Source organism: Acinetobacter sp. A3 (assembly GCF_012371415.1).
In the GTDB taxonomy this organism is placed as follows: domain Bacteria; phylum Pseudomonadota; class Gammaproteobacteria; order Pseudomonadales; family Moraxellaceae; genus Acinetobacter.
On the sequence record NZ_JAAZQW010000003.1, the window covers coordinates 31,278 to 47,489 of the forward strand.

Annotated in this window: 16 protein-coding genes; 8 read left to right on the plus strand and 8 right to left on the minus strand. The window is 42.5% G+C overall.

Annotated elements, in window-relative coordinates:
* Window positions 1-45: 45 nt before the first annotated feature.
* The 3 genes from serB to HHA42_RS02135 all read left to right on the plus strand — a co-directional run bounded on the left by serB (window position 46) and on the right by HHA42_RS02135 (window position 2,688).
* Complete coding sequence (gene serB, locus HHA42_RS02125) at window positions 46-1,266, plus strand: phosphoserine phosphatase SerB (protein ID WP_168417658.1); 1,221 nt, start codon at window positions 46-48, stop codon at window positions 1,264-1,266.
* A gap of 403 nt (window positions 1,267-1,669) precedes the next feature.
* Window positions 1,670-2,005 (plus strand): ciprofloxacin tolerance protein AciT, encoded by a 336-nt coding sequence (aciT, locus tag HHA42_RS02130; RefSeq protein WP_168525284.1) that lies wholly within the window; start codon window positions 1,670-1,672, stop codon window positions 2,003-2,005.
* A gap of 203 nt (window positions 2,006-2,208) precedes the next feature.
* The gene (locus tag HHA42_RS02135) at window positions 2,209-2,688 is read left to right on the plus strand and encodes an SCP-2 sterol transfer family protein (RefSeq protein WP_168460472.1); all 480 of its coding nucleotides are present in this window, start codon (window positions 2,209-2,211) and stop codon (window positions 2,686-2,688) included.
* A 58-nt stretch (window positions 2,689-2,746) separates the two neighbouring features.
* Here HHA42_RS02135 and dtd read toward each other — a convergent pair whose 3' ends face one another.
* Window positions 2,747-3,187 carry a D-aminoacyl-tRNA deacylase gene (gene dtd, locus HHA42_RS02140; RefSeq protein WP_168525286.1) on the minus strand — a complete coding sequence of 147 codons (441 nt, stop codon included), beginning with the start codon at window positions 3,185-3,187 and terminating at the stop codon, window positions 2,747-2,749.
* A gap of 229 nt (window positions 3,188-3,416) precedes the next feature.
* Here dtd and pncB point away from each other — a divergent pair, with 229 nt between their 5' ends.
* From pncB to asd, 3 genes are all read left to right on the plus strand, one after another.
* A complete protein-coding gene (gene pncB / locus HHA42_RS02145; protein WP_168417727.1) occupies window positions 3,417-4,622 on the plus strand; it encodes a nicotinate phosphoribosyltransferase in 1,206 nt (401 codons plus the stop codon).
* Window positions 4,623-4,796: 174 nt separating this feature from the next.
* Entirely contained in the window at window positions 4,797-5,639 is an 843-nt protein-coding gene (locus tag HHA42_RS02150; protein ID WP_168417661.1) for a rhodanese-like domain-containing protein, read from the plus strand.
* On the plus strand, window positions 5,636-6,496 hold the full coding sequence (asd, locus tag HHA42_RS02155) for an archaetidylserine decarboxylase (RefSeq protein WP_168525288.1): 861 nt from the start codon (window positions 5,636-5,638) through the stop codon (window positions 6,494-6,496). The genes HHA42_RS02150 and asd overlap by 4 nt, the downstream gene beginning before the upstream one ends.
* Before the next feature lie 84 nt (window positions 6,497-6,580).
* Here asd and phoR read toward each other — a convergent pair whose 3' ends face one another.
* The 3 genes from phoR to HHA42_RS02170 all read right to left on the minus strand — a co-directional run bounded on the left by phoR (window position 6,581) and on the right by HHA42_RS02170 (window position 9,591).
* On the minus strand, window positions 6,581-7,939 hold the full coding sequence (gene phoR / locus HHA42_RS02160) for a phosphate regulon sensor histidine kinase PhoR (RefSeq protein ID WP_168417663.1): 1,359 nt from the start codon (window positions 7,937-7,939) through the stop codon (window positions 6,581-6,583).
* A gap of 9 nt (window positions 7,940-7,948) precedes the next feature.
* The gene (phoB, locus tag HHA42_RS02165) at window positions 7,949-8,659 is read right to left on the minus strand and encodes a phosphate regulon transcriptional regulator PhoB (RefSeq protein WP_004974162.1); all 711 of its coding nucleotides are present in this window, start codon (window positions 8,657-8,659) and stop codon (window positions 7,949-7,951) included.
* A 212-nt stretch (window positions 8,660-8,871) separates the two neighbouring features.
* Window positions 8,872-9,591: a TetR/AcrR family transcriptional regulator gene (locus HHA42_RS02170; protein ID WP_168417664.1), complete on the minus strand. Its 720-nt coding sequence runs from the start codon at window positions 9,589-9,591 to the stop codon at window positions 8,872-8,874.
* Between the two features lie 211 nt (window positions 9,592-9,802).
* On the opposite strand from HHA42_RS02170, the gene HHA42_RS02175 reads away from it, so the two are divergent.
* Entirely contained in the window at window positions 9,803-10,642 is an 840-nt protein-coding gene (locus HHA42_RS02175; RefSeq protein ID WP_168525290.1) for an SDR family NAD(P)-dependent oxidoreductase, read from the plus strand.
* A gap of 25 nt (window positions 10,643-10,667) precedes the next feature.
* Here the strand turns inward: HHA42_RS02175 and HHA42_RS02180 are convergent, their stop codons facing one another.
* Entirely contained in the window at window positions 10,668-12,035 is a 1,368-nt protein-coding gene (locus tag HHA42_RS02180) for an MATE family efflux transporter (protein ID WP_168417666.1), read from the minus strand.
* Window positions 12,036-12,136: 101 nt separating this feature from the next.
* Window positions 12,137-13,291 carry a methionine aminotransferase gene (locus tag HHA42_RS02185; RefSeq protein WP_168525292.1) on the minus strand — a complete coding sequence of 385 codons (1,155 nt, stop codon included), beginning with the start codon at window positions 13,289-13,291 and terminating at the stop codon, window positions 12,137-12,139.
* 285 nt (window positions 13,292-13,576) lie between these two features.
* Here HHA42_RS02185 and HHA42_RS02190 point away from each other — a divergent pair, with 285 nt between their 5' ends.
* Window positions 13,577-14,137, plus strand: a complete 561-nt coding sequence (locus HHA42_RS02190) for a macro domain-containing protein (protein ID WP_168525294.1) — start codon at window positions 13,577-13,579, stop codon at window positions 14,135-14,137.
* A gap of 68 nt (window positions 14,138-14,205) precedes the next feature.
* On the opposite strand, the gene HHA42_RS02195 is transcribed toward HHA42_RS02190, so the two are convergent.
* Together HHA42_RS02195 and HHA42_RS02200 are read right to left on the minus strand one after the other, a co-directional pair.
* A complete protein-coding gene (locus HHA42_RS02195) occupies window positions 14,206-15,534 on the minus strand; it encodes a DUF445 domain-containing protein (protein WP_168417669.1) in 1,329 nt (442 codons plus the stop codon).
* Between the two features lie 59 nt (window positions 15,535-15,593).
* Window positions 15,594-16,166 carry a hypothetical protein gene (locus tag HHA42_RS02200; protein ID WP_168525296.1) on the minus strand — a complete coding sequence of 191 codons (573 nt, stop codon included), beginning with the start codon at window positions 16,164-16,166 and terminating at the stop codon, window positions 15,594-15,596.
* Between the last annotated feature and the right edge of the window lie 46 nt (window positions 16,167-16,212).

A 16,212-nucleotide genomic window follows, 5' to 3' on the forward strand; every position in this document is an offset into this window, starting at 1 on the left:
GATTATGATTCTCACAATAGTTGTAGCTCAGACCCGAGTCAATTCATGCGAGAAATCATTCTTATATCATTTTTAGGACCTGACCAACCTAATCAGTTTACTCGATTAATGCAGGTATTGTCCGCTCATTCCTTACAAATCTTAGATGTTGGCCAAGCTGTTATTCATAATCAACTGACTTTAGGTATTGTTGTTGCATCAGAAGACCAGACTGCAACTGCTTTAGCCATGAAGGAGATTCTGATTTTAGCACATGATATTGGCTTAACAGTGCGTTTTAAACCAATCTCTGCAACCGAATATGAGCAATGGGTAAACGAAGGTGGCCGCACCCGTTATATCGTAACGGCACTGGCACCCGAGCTAAATGCCTCACATTTGCAGGCTGTCACGCATATTGTGTCTAGTCAGGGCTTTAATATTGAAACAGTGACGCGTTTGTCGGGTCGTCCACAGCTCAATGCATCTGTAGATGAACCTAAACGTGCCTGTGTGCAGTTTGGTTTAAGTGGGCAAATGCTCGATGCTGTGGCTATGCGTGCCGCGTGTTTAAGCTTGTCGAATGAACTGAGTGTGGATGTTGCCGTTCAAGAAGACAATGCCTACCGCCGTAACCGCCGTTTGGTTTGTTTTGATATGGACTCGACTCTGATTGAGCAGGAAGTGATTGATGAGTTGGCTATTGAAGCAGGTGTAGGCGATCAGGTAGCTGAAATTACCGAACGTGCCATGCAGGGTGAATTGGATTTTCAGCAAAGTTTCCGTGCCCGTGTGGCATTGCTGAAAGGCTTAGATGCTGCAGTGTTACCTAAAATTGCAGAGCGACTTACAGTCACTGAAGGTGCCGAGCGTTTAATTTCAACGCTGAAATCCTTGGGTTATCGCACTGCAATTTTGTCGGGTGGTTTCCAGTATTTTGCAGAATACCTACAGGAAAAACTAGGGATTGATGAAGTACATGCCAACATTTTAGATGTGGAAAATGGCGTGGTAACGGGTGAGGTTAAAGGCCATATTGTCGATGGGGCACGTAAGGCATTATTACTGCGTGAACTGGCAGAAAAAATGGGTATTTCTTTAGAGCAAGCCATTGCTGTGGGGGATGGTGCCAACGACTTGCCAATGCTTTCCATAGCAGGTTTAGGGGTTGCATTCCGTGCCAAACCTTTGGTGCGTCAGAATGCCAATCAAGCCATTTCCAGTGTTGGATTAGATGGTGTGCTGTACTTATTGGGTGTGCATGACAAAGATTTGAACCGCGCCTAATATGACAAATCAATGAAAAAAACGCGGCAGTCATGCTGCGTTTTTTGTTTGTATAATCAGCAGATAACGATAAACGGTAAGGAAAAACTGCTGATAAAAACAACAACAAGATCGAATCAAAAAAAATTTTTTTAGGGCAAAAATAGAAGGTGTTTTTTTGTAATGACACGCGAATAAAGAGCCTGCTTCACTTCCCGAAAACTACCAAATTAAAAAAATGTAATGACAATATAATATTGCGACAAGGTGTGTCGCTTTATGAAAATACAAGTCTTTTTTTATCGAAAAAACGCAGCATAATGCATGCATAGAATTTAAATCGACATCCATTATTTATTTAAACGGTATTTGAAGTCGCAGACCAATTTAAAAAATGAGGCTGCATCTTTAGACGGAGGTTTTTATGGTAACAGCGAATTTAGCGACCATTGTTGGCTTAAGCCTAGTCGCAGTTGCGTTGATTGCTGTTTTCTTTTCGCCTTATCGTCGCTGGTTAAACTTTATGTTGGCAGGTATGGTTTTTTGGGGCTTGTTAGAAGTGGTACGCTACAGTGTACAACGTGTGTTTGAGCTGCCAATTACCTATAGTTATCTGTCTGCAATTTGCTTGGCGATGGCATTGGTAACTTTATTATTATTACGAGAAGATCGACGCGCAGAACGTGCTTTGGCAAAACGCCGCTATATTGAACATACCCCAGTGTATGAAGATGATCAGCAGCAATGCTCAAGCCGTTAATTAAAATAGATCCTTGATTTAAAAAAGATGCAACAGGTTTGCATCTTTTTTAGTTTATAAACACGGCTAACTCACCCATAAAGTGTGCGACAAAAGTTTAACATCCAGCTTAAGATTGTTATACAAAGCCTTGCGGTAAAAAGCAGGAGTTGTGATAGGATGATGCGATCAACTCTCCAACAATTACAATAGGCTTCACAGTCATGAAACTTTCTGCAATTCCTGTGGTCAAACTTCCTTTAGTTGATGTCAGTACCGATCCACTTGACCTTTTAGTGGCAGGTTTGGCATTACGCATGAAACAGCTGGCACGTACCAGTCCAAAATTTATTGAGTTGGTGCATGAGCGTCAGTTCCGTATTCAAATTGGTACAGATTTGGGCATGGCGCGTCAAATTATTGTCAACAATGGTCATATTGATACGGTTGCTGGCGATGCAGAAAAAGCGGATTTTGTTTTGCAATTTGCAGACAGTGAGCAAGGGGTGAAAACCTTGATGAAAGGTGACCCAACTGCATTTATGACTGGTATGCAAAATGGCAGCATTAAAATGGAAGGTGACTTTGGCTTGTTAGTGTGGTTTAACCAAGCAGCGAAATTAATTCCGCCTAAATTGCCAAAACCTGTAAAAGAAAAAATTAAATTAGCACGTCAGTTTATTAAACAAAAAACAGGCAAATAAGTTGCCATGATGTGAAAAAACCTCTGATCAGTTTTGACAGAGGTTTTTTTAATGCACTTTATTCTACTTCTAAACAAAAAGTTACTGGCCCGTCATTGATCAGATGTACTTTCATATCGGCAGCAAAAATCCCCGTTTCTACTTGATCAAACTGGCTTTTGGCATAGTCCACCAATTGTTCGTAGAGCTCTTGAGCGGCTTGTGGGGGCATAGCAGGGCCAAAATCAGGACGTAAACCTTTTTGGGTCTGTGCCATGAGGGTAAATTGTGAAACCAATAACACACCGCCATTGGCCTGACTGACATTCCAGCCCATTTTGCCTTGTTCATCATCAAAAAAACGATATTTCAGAATTTTATCAATCAGCTTTTTGCCTTTTTCAAAATTATCGTCTTTGCCTAAACCTAAGAACACCAAAATACCCTGTTGAATCTCGCCAGTGATTTTGCCATCGACCACGACTTTAGCTTCAAGAACCCGTTGTAATAATGCACGCATACTCAGTATTAATCTAAGTGAAGAGATGGCGAGATTCTAACAAATTCATGCCCGCTGGCGTGATTAAAGATCAGCTTACTCCAAGTAACTAAGCGATAAACCCACCGAAAATGAAACAGGAATGGAGCCGTACGGTGCAGCAAAGTTGTAACAAGATTGTCGATAAAAGCCCTTTTTTGCTGAAAAAATTATGCTTTAATGCAAGAAGGATCGCGAAATGATGAGCACTATGACCCCAATTATTCAATCTTTGCTTGATACAGATTTGTATAAATTCACCATGTTACAGGTGGTACTGCATAAGTTTCCGCAAACGCACAGTGTTTATCAGTTTCGCTGCCGTAATCTTGAAGATACTGCCTATCCACTGACCGATATTTTAGATGAACTAAATGAGCAGTTAGATCACCTGTGTCAGCTGAAATTTAAAGAAGATGAATTGCAGTATTTGCGTAATTTACGCTTTATTAAAAGTGATTTTGTCGATTATTTAGAACTGTTCCAGCTCAAACGTCGTTTTATTCAGGCCAGTATTGATGCACAGGGCCGCTTGGACATTCGGGTGGAAGGCCCAATGGTGCAAGCCATGATGTTTGAAATTTTTGTGCTGGCCATTGTGAATGAACTGTATTTCCAGCGAATTCGTACAGATGAGGTCTGGGCGGAAGGCGAGCGACGTTTACAGCAAAAAATTGCCCTGATTCAGGACTATCAACAGCAGCAACAACCTGAAGACCCGCCATTTTTAGTGTCAGATTTTGGTACTCGCCGTCGTTATAGCTTTGCATGGCAAAAGCATGTGGTAGCAGCTTTTCATCAAGCCGTACCTGATGTATTCCGTGGCACCAGTAATGTACTGTTAGCCAAAGAATTAGGTATTACGCCTATTGGTACCATGGCACATGAATTTTTACAGGCTTTTCAGGCATTGGATGTGCGTCTGCGCGATTTTCAAAAAGCTGCGCTGGAAACTTGGGTGCAGGAATATCGGGGGGATTTAGGCATCGCCCTGACCGATGTTGTGGGAATGGATGCTTTCCTGCGTGATTTTGACCTGTATTTTGCCAAGTTATTTGATGGTTTGCGACATGACAGTGGTGACCCGTATGCGTGGGGCGATAAAGCCTATGCACATTATAAAAAGCTGAAAATTGACAGCAAAACTAAAATGCTGACCTTTAGTGATGGATTGAATGTTGAAAAAGCATGGGCCTTGCATCAGTACTTTAAAGACCGTTTTCAGGTCAGTTTTGGGATTGGTACCAATTTGACCAATGACATGGGGCAAACGGCACTGAATATTGTGTTGAAACTGGTCGAGTGTAATGGTCAGTCGGTGGCGAAATTGTCAGATAGTCCTGGTAAAACCATGACTGATAATGACACCTTCTTGGCATATTTGCGCCAAGTTTTTGATATTCAGGCACCAGTTTAAAGACCAACAAGCCTAAAAAACTGAAAAAAAGACCGAAGAAAATCTTCGGTTTTTTTCTAGATTAAAGCATGTGATTGTTAAAATTCTGAGAAAGTTATGAAAAAAACAGCATGCGCCCAAAAATGACCTATACTAAGTTAAAGTGGATTGCCAACCAGACTGAACAGCATAAAAATGAACGCTTCACCATTCGATTTTGGACTGCTGATTGAAGCAGAAGATTTAGTCCCTGTTTTAGGACATGATAAATTACGCATTGTCGATTTAAGCCGCAATTCAGTGTATGAGCAATTGCATCTGCCGCATGCCTTACAGGTCAAACCGAGCATGTTGTTACGTCAGGATGAAGATACTTCAGGTCTATTGCCAGAACCTGAAGCCTTGCAGGAGCTGATTCAGTATTTGAATATCTCGCCTGAGCATCATGTGGTGGCTTATGATGATGAAGGCGGTGCATGGGCAGGGCGTCTGATCTGGAACTTGCACTGTTTAGGCTTTGAAAATACCAGTTTGCTCAATGGCGGTATTCATGCTTGGTTGGCCGCAGGTTTTCCGACCACCTCTGAAGTTGAATCATTGAAACCTGTCAGTACACTTGCTCCTGTTGTAGCGCAAAATCAGTATCGTATTCAATATGATGAGCTATTAGAAAAGTGCCAAAACCAGTCGGTACAACTGTGGGATTGCCGTACTGTAGACGAATATACAGGGCTGCGTTTGGCTGCACGACGCGGTGGTCACATACCTGGGGCATTGCATTTTGAATGGAGTACTGCCCTTAATCGTGAAAATCATTTAAAATTGCACCCCTTAGAACGCACACGACAGCGTCTGGAACAACTCGGATTCAATCTCAATGAACCTGTAGTGGTGTATTGTCAGTCACATCACCGTTCAGGTCTGGCCTATATTTTAGGAAGATTACTGGGTTGGCAAATTCAGGCCTACGATGGTGCGTGGAGTGAATGGGGCAACCGCCCTGACAGTCCTGTTATTACTGGAGAGTTGCCGTCTTGAGCCTCACATCACGTTTTAAAAAACAAATTTTCATTCAGGCACAGCGCGTTGTGCCACAACATCAATTATCACGTGTTGTAGGTAAACTTGCAGCTAGCGAGAATCCTGTACTGAAAAATGCGGTTATTACGGCATTTAAAGCCCAGTATGGCATTGATATGTCATTGGCAGAGCAAAGCAATGCCTTGAAATATAAATCTTTTAATGATTTTTTTACCCGTTCTTTAAAGCAGGGCGTACGTGAAATTGACAGCAATCCGAGCAGCATTGTATCGCCTGCAGATGGTGCAATTTCGCAATTGGGTAAAATTGAAGATGGCGCTATTTTTCAGGCCAAAGGTCAGCAATTTACTGTTGAAAATTTAATTGCCGACCCGCAACTGGCAGAACCATTTAAAAATGGTCAGTTTGCCACCGTATATTTATCTCCGAGAGATTATCACCGTGTGCACATGCCTTTTGCAGGTACACTGACTGAAACTCTTTATGTGCCAGGTGAACTATTTTCGGTGAACCAAACCACAGCAGAAAATATTCCAGGTTTATTTGCCCGCAATGAGCGTATGGTGTGTTTGTTTGATACCGAACTTGGCCGTATGGCAGTGGTTTTAGTCGGTGCGATGATTGTAGCGGGTATTGAAACCGTAGCTACAGGCAAGGTGAAACCATCGGGGCGTTTAGAACTGAATCAACACCAATTGTTCCTTGAAAAGGGTGCAGAATTGGGACGTTTTTATTTGGGTTCAACAGCAATTGTTTTATTTGAAGAAAATAAAATGCAGTGGGATGCTGAATTTCAAGCCAATTCGGTGGTGGAAATGGGTAAAGCCTTGGGGCATACCGTTACCGCAGTATAATTTTATGTATTGAGAAATAAAAAAACGCCAAATTGATTTGGCGTTTTTTTGCTTCTAATGAGCATTTTGTCTTTAAACTCGAACTTAAGTCACATGGTATAAACGTTCTTTCGGGAATACGACTTTAAAGGTAGAGCCTTGATTTTCTTTAGATTCTACTTCTAAGTGTGCGTTGTGCTGCATTAAAACGTGCTTCACAATTGCTAAGCCTAAACCTGTGCCGCCAGTTTGTCGGCTGCGTGCGCTGTCTACACGGTAAAAGCGCTCGGTCAGACGTGGTAAATGTTTAGGATCAATCCCGATGCCTGTATCTTCCACAGTAAAATAGCCTTGATTGCCATCATCATGCCAGCCAATGGTAACGGTACCGCCTTTCGGGGTGTATTTAATGGCATTAGTAATCAGGTTACTAAAGGCACTGGCCAGTTCTACATCTGAACCGATTAAATCATAATGACTGTCAATATTTAAGTTGAGGGTATGACCATAATCGACATTATAGGCATGCGCATCATCAAATAATTGATTCATTAAACTTGGCATTTCAATGATTTGATTTTTGGCGATGGTTTTTTCATTTTCCAAGCGAGATAATAAAAGCAGGTCATTCACCAACGCATTCATGCGGCGGGTTTGTGACTGCATTTGCTCGAAAGCACGTTTCCAGCGTGGGTTAATCTCTTCTTGATCGGTAAAGGTTTCAATATAGCCACTGAGTACGGTCAGCGGGGTGCGCAATTCGTGTGAAATGTTATCGACAAAGTCTTTACGCATTTGCTCAAGGTTATGCATACGGGTCATGTCGTAGGCAAATAACAAACGGCTATCTCCACCAAATTGGGTCATTTTAACCTGTACGTATTGCCCTTCGCATACGGTCGATTTCATCTTTAAGCCATCGGGTGCTTGGTCAATATGGTTAAAATATTCAATAAAATTCGGTTGGCGCAAAATAGTCAGAATATTGCGTCCACGGTCTAAGGGCTGAATACCTAAAAGTTTTTCTGCGGCAGGGTTCCACCATTCAATTTGGTGATTTTCATCAATCAGCATGACAGCTTCATCTAATGCCACTAGAGATGACTGTGCGCGGTCAATCAGCCCGACCATTTCGGCCTGAACAATACGTTCCTGACGTTGTGAGCGATAAACATTGAATAACAATGCCCCCCAAATGCCGTGCAGATTGGGCGGCACATCATAGGGACGATTAGAAATCCAGTCGTTGACTAAGTATAAAGAGCGCATTTGCTGAAGAAAAAACAGCAAAAAGGCGATGCTAATACAAATCCAAAAATACCCAATCCCAAATCCAATCAAACTTGCAATAATGAGAAAAAAGGCCAGTAAACGAAAGTCTTGTTTGGCAAAAGTCCATAAACTGCTGTAACGAACTTGTTTGAGGTCACGGGCGAGTTCAGGGACTGGGTAAGGTTCGTACATAAAATAATTTTAGCCTAAAGCAACATCCGCACGCGTCGAGAAGCGATAACCTGTACCACGTACCGTTTGCACAAAACGGTCTACACCATACGGTTCCAAGACTTTACGTAAACGACGAATATGCACATCAATAGTTCGGTCTTCAATATATACATTGCCGCCCCAGACTTGGTCAAGCAATTGCGCACGGGTATAGGCACGTTCAGGATGGGTCATAAAGAACGCAAGTAAGCGATATTCAGTTGGCCCCATTTCTAAAATATTGTCACCAAAACTCACGCGCTGGCTAACAGGGTCTAGAATTAAACCGTTGGCATCAATGGTTTTTTCACCGCTTAGGGCATTGGCACGACGCAATACCGCTTTAATACGCGACACCAGTTCACGGGTTGAGAAAGGCTTGGTCATGTAGTCGTCTGCGCCTGCATCTAGACCTTGAACCTTGTGGTCTTCTTCACCACGTGCAGTCAGCATAATCACTGGAATTTCTGCAAGGTTATCGTCACGTTTTAGGCGACGGCACAAGTCTACACCGCTGACACCGCCTGGCATCATCCAATCAAGCAAGATAAGCGCTGGACGTTGATCGACAATCATTTGATGCGCTTGTTTTGCATCTTCTGCTTGTAAGCACTGAAAGCCTGCCATATCTAAAGAGGTATGGATCATTTCCCGAATTGGGAGTTCGTCATCGACGATTAAAATGTAGTCATCTTTCACAACGCAATATCCTATAGATGTTAACGGTGGACCGTTTTATTTATGACAGGCTTATTACAAAGATTAATTATGACAGTATCATTGCAGAAAGGGGTAAACAGGCTATTTTTGCAATAATTTGTGACAAACTAGTGTCGATTTGATGAAATATCTACAGATATTCGTCAAAGTAAAATAATGAAATTAAAAAATATTATGAATATTTTTCAGTTTTATGACAGGTTGCTGGAATCTTTATCAAGCACTTGCTCTTTGTCTGAAAAGGTTTGAAGCAGTGATAAAAATACAATACGGCAAGACGACAAAACATCTTCCATCGATTGTTTAAAATCACTCATGACCCAGCGAATTGCAATTTGGGTGACATACCCATTTAAGCCTGTGGCAACCAATGAAATTTCACGGTTAGGGCGGTCTAAATGCGGCATCATCAACATTACAAAGGCCTGAATCATGCGGTCAAAACGTGACATGGTTTCGTGAATAGTGGCCTGATTATGCAGTTCCTGTACCAGCATGGCATCTATATAAATAATACGTGCCATTTGTGGGTTGTTTTTTAGGGTGGTCAGCAAGGCGGTCAGGCCTGCATCAATCATTTTTTTCGGGTCGGTGGATGCTTGCATAATGGCTTGCATGACATTTTGCTGCAATTCATCAATCAGTTTTAAAAAAATAGTCTGAAATAGTTCTTCGCTTTTTTTAAAAGATTCGTAAAAGTAACGCTCGGTTAGTTTGGCTTCGGTACAAATATCTTTGACAGTCACGGCAAAAAAACCATGCGTACCATAGGCCTGAATACCTGCTTCAATCAGTTTTTCCCGACGTGCCTGTTTGCGTTCAGTTAAAGACAAACCTTTAAACTGACGTTCTTTTTGTTGTTTTTGGGGCTGTTGTTGTGTGTCTGCGTGGATGGGCAGTTGTTCTGTCATCTTCACTTGAGCCAAATAAATTCGTTAATGGGTTTTATATTAACAATAATTATCTGTTAAACCTATGTTTTCATATTTGTTTGCGATATTCGTTTTGACTTATATTGACAATAGTTATTGTCAAAATTATATTGAAAGCAATATAACTGCACAGCCCTACAGAAAAACAAGCAGGTCTGAACTGTGCAGGCAACACACTCAAGGAAACCACATGAAAAATTTTAAAAATAAAGTTGCCGCAATTACAGGTGCAGGCTCGGGGATTGGACAGCAATTGGCAGTGCTTTTGGCACAGCAAGGCTGTCATTTATCGCTTAGTGATGTGAATGAACAAGGTTTGGCCCAAACGGTAGACTTGTTAAAAGACAGCAATGTGCGTGTGACCATTAAAAAGGTAGATGTATCTCAACTGGAGCAAATGCGTGCTTGGGCGGCAGAAACTGTACAAGATCACGGCTCGGTGAATATGATTTTTAATAATGCAGGCGTGGCTTTGGGTTCTACTGTAGAGGGCACAACTTACGAAGAACTGGAGTGGATTGTTGGCATTAACTTTTGGGGCGTGGTGTATGGCACCAAAGAGTTTTTGCCTTTAATTAAACAAACGGGCGATGGCCATATTATTAATATTTCTAGTTTGTTTGGTTTAACCGCACAACCGACTCAGTCGGCCTATAACGCAACCAAATTTGCGGTGCGTGGTTTTACAGAGTCTTTGCGTCAGGAATTGGACTTGGAAAATTGTGGTGTGAGTGCATTGAGTGTGCATCCAGGCGGGATTCGTACCAATATTGCCAATAACGCAAAAATGAATGACAGCATGCGCACGTTGGGCATGAATCCTGAAAAATCGGCACGTGCGTTTAACAAATTATTGCGTTGCCCGCCTGAAGAAGCAGCACGTCAAATTTTAGAAGCAGTACAAAAAGATAAACGCCGTTTATTGATTGGTAATGATGCGAAAACCTTAGACTTGATTCAGCGTATTGTTCCAACGGGTTATCAAAAAGTCACAGCATGGGCAACCAAGCTGGGTAAAAAACGTAGTTAATCTAATCTAGACTAAACAAGGCCATTCAGACCAAAACCTGAATGGTCTTTTTCTTCCAGACGAATTGATAATATGCGCCCTGACCAATGCACAGGCTCACAAAGGCCAAAGCATAGGCATACCAAATACCTTCCAAGCCCCAGCGTTGGCTAAACAAATAAGCACATGGCACTTCAATCAGCACAATGGCTAAAATATTGATGATCATGGGGACAGTGACTGTACCACTGGCACGCATAATTGAGGCAAAAATTGCACTGGCACCAAAGAATACAATGGCCCACAACACAATAAATAACAGTTGTTGACCTAGCACCACCACCGCAGGGTCGGTAATAAACAGCGCCATCAGATATTTAGAAAACAAATAGCCTAAACTGACTAAAATACCGGTAATCACCAGATTCATTCCTAAGGCGGTGCGGGTTACTTTGGCCAGTAATTCGGCTTTACCTGCACCAATCGCTTGTGCAGCGAAAATAGAAGCGGCAATGGCAATAGACAGTGCAGGGAATTGAATATAATTCAACACCTGATTGACCGCACCATAGGCTGCTGTGGCTTCTGCGCCATGCCGATTAACCAACCCCACAATTACCAAACCTGCCATAGACGTGGTGACCATTTGTAAGCCTGTCGGAATACCTAAGCGTAAAATGACTTTGCTTAAATGGGGTTGATGTCGAATTTGGCGAAACAAGTGCCAATCTAGTTTGAGTGGATGATCTTTTTTATTTAAATAAATCACCAAGAAAATTAAAACAGCCAGATAACCTAAAATGGTGGCAATGGCCGGTGCAATAATGCCCAAACGTGGAAAGCCAAAATAGCCTGCAATCAGTACAGGTGTAATCACGACGCCCATGAGACTGGTCAAACTCAATGCAATCAATGGCGTTAGACTGTCGCCCACACCACGTAAAATAGAGGTATAGATAATATAAACAAATAGCAGCGGACTGCCTGCCAGCATCCATTGCACATAAGGTACTGAAAGATGCATCACTTTCGGGTCAGTGCCCAGTAATAGTAGAATTTGCTTGGCAAAAATTACGCCCAAGCAGGCAATGACACTGCCCCCAATTAGGGTCATAAATAAAGTTGAACCCACAATACAGCGTACTTTTTCAACATTTTGTGCACCCCATGCTTGTCCGACCAGCACGGTAGACCCTGCCGAGAGTCCAATCACAAAGGCCATCAGGCAAAAAATAATCGGAAAAAATACCGACACTGCAGCAATCGCATCGACCCCGAGCATTTGTCCCACAAACACAGTATTAATGGTGCCTGAGAGATTTTGCAAAATATTGGTGGCAATCAGTGGCAATAGAAACACCAAAAAGGTTTTCCAAAGCTGAGGGTGATCGACCAATGCCTGAGGTCTTGCCATGCCAAATCCTGCGTTTGAACTGCGGTTGTTTTATTCACCCTAGCATGATTCGCCCCTAAAAAGCCTTAGCTTTTCAGTAACTCAGCGATGCAATTCCTGACTTAAACTGCCGATAAAATTTCCGCTGCACGTAACAGCGTCTCGGTTTTTTTGGCAAAGCAGAAACGAATTAAACGTAAGTCATCAGGCGGGCTTTGATAAAACGCAGACACAGGAATACCGACAATGCCATGTTGCTCGGCAAGGAAATGGCACATGTCTACGGCATTTAAATCAGGACGGATATTGCTGTAATCCAAATTTTGAAAATACGTGCCCTGTGCAGGACTCAACTGAAAACGTGACTGAGCAATACCATGATTAAATAAATCACGTTTGGCCTGATAAAAGCCTGCCAGCTCTGCAATATGTTCAGGATGCTGCTGCATATAGTTGGCCAATGCCACTTGTACAGGCATCACCCCACAGAAATTCACAAACTGATAGGCTTGGCGGAAGAGCTGCATTAAAGCAGGTGCAGCTGCACAGTAGCCTGTTTTCCAACCTGTGACATGAAAGGTTTTACCAAAAGAACCGACAACGAAACTACGCTCTCTGAGTTCAGGAAAAGACAGTGCAGAACGGTGTGGCTGATCATCAAAGACCAAATGTTCATAGACTTCATCGGACAGCACCACAATGTTATGTGCCTGAATCAGGTGAATTAATTGTTGCCACTCTTGTTCTGACCATACCGTGCCTGTGGGGTTGTGTGGTGTGTTGATGATGATCATGCGGGTTTTGGCATGAATCGAATCTTTAACCCTATTCCAGTCCACTTGAAAATGCGGGGCTTGCAATGGAATGTGCACAGCTTTTGCACCCAGCAGCTTTGCACATGGGGCATAGCTGTCATAACTCGGGTCAAAAATAATGACTTCATCGCCTGCTTGCAGCACGGTTTGCATAATGCTAAAAATGGCAAGGGTTGCCCCTGGGGTGATGGTAATTTCACTGATGGGGTCAAGCTGTAATTGATCACGCTTTAAAAATTGCTGTGCCAGTTGTTCACGCAGTGGCAAGTAGCCATCACCTGAAGGATATTGATTGAAACCTGCGTGTGTGGCTTGGCTTAATGCGTCTAGTAGTGCTGCAGGTGCAGGAAAATCTGGAAAACCCTGCGATAAATTTAAGGCATTGAGTTGTTGAGCCAAAGCCGACATACGGCTAAAAATACTGAGACCTTGAGCAGGGAGTTTTGCGTGAATATTGAGCATAGAAAGGTTCTGATGGTGGCAGCAGTTTGCTTTACATCGTAGCGTTTTCAGGGTTGAATGCAAATGGATATTCGGTGTGGCATGATCGTGTTGTAAGCCGAAAAATATTGTCACAAACTAATTTTTGAGGGAGGACATCATTAGCTTGTGAGCAATTAGGGAAAAGATTTTTTATAACAATGAAGCATGCATTTTGTTTTTTTTATCTAGTTGAGTCATCCCTGAAGCCAATATATTTTTGCTATAACTTTTTTGGGGCGAGTTGTGATGTTGGAGAATAATGATATGAAAATTGTTCAGTTAATCTTAGCTGACATTACTACAATTTCAGTAGATATTATTGTCAACTCTGCAAATAAGTCATTACTTGGTGGTGGTGGATTGGATTATATCATCCACAAAAAGGCTGGTCCTTTGATGAAAGAGGCTTGTATACAATTAAATAAAGAAAAAGGAATACGTCCTGTAGGAAGTGTTGAACTCACAACGGCTGGAGATTTGCCTGCAAAATACATTATTCATGCGATTGCACCACGTTGGCTTGATGGTAATCATCATGAAGCACAGCTTTTATGTGATGCATATTGGAATGCACTCAATAAAGCAAACGAAGTACAGGCAAAAATAGTATCTTTTCCCAATTTAGGGACAGGGGTCTATAAACTTCCAAAGCGAAAGGCGGCTGAAATAGCCATAGGGACTATACTTCCTGCATTAGCATATAGTCCCTCTATTTCTAAAGTATTGTTTGTATGCCATGATGTTGAAAATTATGAAATTTATAAAGAAATAATGTCTAACTTGGAGGATCCAAGTATAGAAGTTAAAATTATTCCGAAACCGTAACTCAAATGATCGATAGCTACCTTAAATGAAGCTGAAGTTTATAAATAAGTATCCTAAATATTTAAATCTCAAATCAACTCCACCAACGCCCGAATAATCCCTAGACCCAAACCAATAAATGCACCGACGATGACACCATTGACCCGAATCATGTGTAAATCGCCACCGACTTCATTTTCAATTTTGCCAATCATTTCGCGTGAGTCCCATTCATGAATACGCTCACTAATAAAACGAATCACTTTTTCGCTGTATTGATCTGACAAGTTGACCGCAATAGCGCCCATTTTTTCATTCAATAACTGACGCACCGCCGTGTTGGCAATGATATTTTCCCCGACTTGCTGAATTGCGACACGCAGGTTTTGGGCAATCCCCGAGTCAGGCTTTTGCAAATCTTCCTTAATCGCATTGCAGAGAATCACCACTGCACCACTAATAAAGTTCAAGACCGGTGGGCTGTCTAACAAGGTATTTTTAGTGTCATTTAGGCGTTGGCTTGCACTGCTGTTGTTGTCTGCCAGTTGCAGCATCAGTTGTTGTCCAGCATCTTCAATTTTTTGGCGCCAAGGATGATCTGGGTCTGCCAGCATAGATTCGACTCGTTGCAACAATGAATCTATGGTGCGTTGCTGTACATCAATGCCAATCCAGCTGGCACCTTTGGCCAGTTTCCAGACCCCCAGTTCTTTAAACAACTGACGGGTCAATTCACGGCTTTTTTCAGGATGTTTTAGCATCCAGTCATGGGCTAGGTCTAAACCACGTTGCAGCACATCTTGGTGGAAATCATTTTCTAAAACGGCACGCAGCATTTCACTGGCCAAATGGTTTACCTGAGTGTTGCGAATCCATTGCACACTGTTACTTTGAATAAAGCGCCCAATTTGCTCTTGTCCCACGAACTCAAAAATTTTCGGTACAGTTTGCTGAATGACTTGCGTGACTTGCGCATTATTTTGTGGATTGGCCAACCATTTACCCACGGCTAAAGACAAGTCTGTACTGTGTAGGCTTTTTTCTACCACTTGTGGCGACAAAAAGTTTTCCTGTACAAAACGTCCCATCGACTCGGCAATACGGTCTTTGTTGCGCGGAATAATTTCGGTGTGATCACGTAAAAACTTGGGAATTGGCATTTTGCCAAAAGGATTGCGAAACAGCACAGTAATTGCATACCAGTCTGCCAGACCACCCACTACACCTGCCTCGGCAGATAGCATCAGAATATGAATCAACCAGGTATATTCAGGCAGTAATTTTGCGGTCAGCATTAATGCCAGCCAGGTCAGTACCGCAATCACTAAGGCAATGGTGGCAAAGCGTTTACTGCGTTGCAAACTTGGAGATACGTTTGCCGAGTGCTGAGTTGGGCTATTGGCAGGTGCTGGATTCATGCACACATCCTTTTAAAGCGAGAGTGACCAAATAACAATGGTTGATGCAAATTACGGTCTTACTGTGCCGCAGGGGCAGCAGGCGCAATCAGCGGTTGTCCTGTTGGACTTAACCCATATTTAGCGCCTAAAGACTGTAAAATCAATGTGGCATCAAAGGCATCTTCAGGAGCAGATTTCTGATCTTTAAAACACTGAATGGTATAAGACACCTGCGTTGGATCTAAATTGACCACCTGTGGCATGTCATAAAACGGGTCAGGCCAGAACGGTGCACGGCGGTGATAATAGCCATACGGTGAATAATTGTATGGATAATAACTCGGTGCGGGGTAGACCACCGCTTGTCTAGGCGGTTTCTGGCTGCGGTTACTTGGGTCATCTAAAACTTTAAAGAAACGGAAACCGTGTTGCAGTGTGGTTTGCGCCGATTTAACCAAAGTAATTTCTTCAGCTGTGCCAAAACTCATGTTATGACCCGCCAAAAAACTAATTCGATAGGTTTGTGAATTGAGTGGCGTTGCGCTGTAGCGTCCCAACTGCTCAAAACTTAAAGGTTTAGAGGGTGTGGTGGCACAACCTGTAAATAGCAAACTGCCTGCAAGGGCAAGACCGAGTAGGGAATATTTCATAAGAAAGCTCTCCTGCGCAATTCAACCCGTTATCACAACCGAGTCA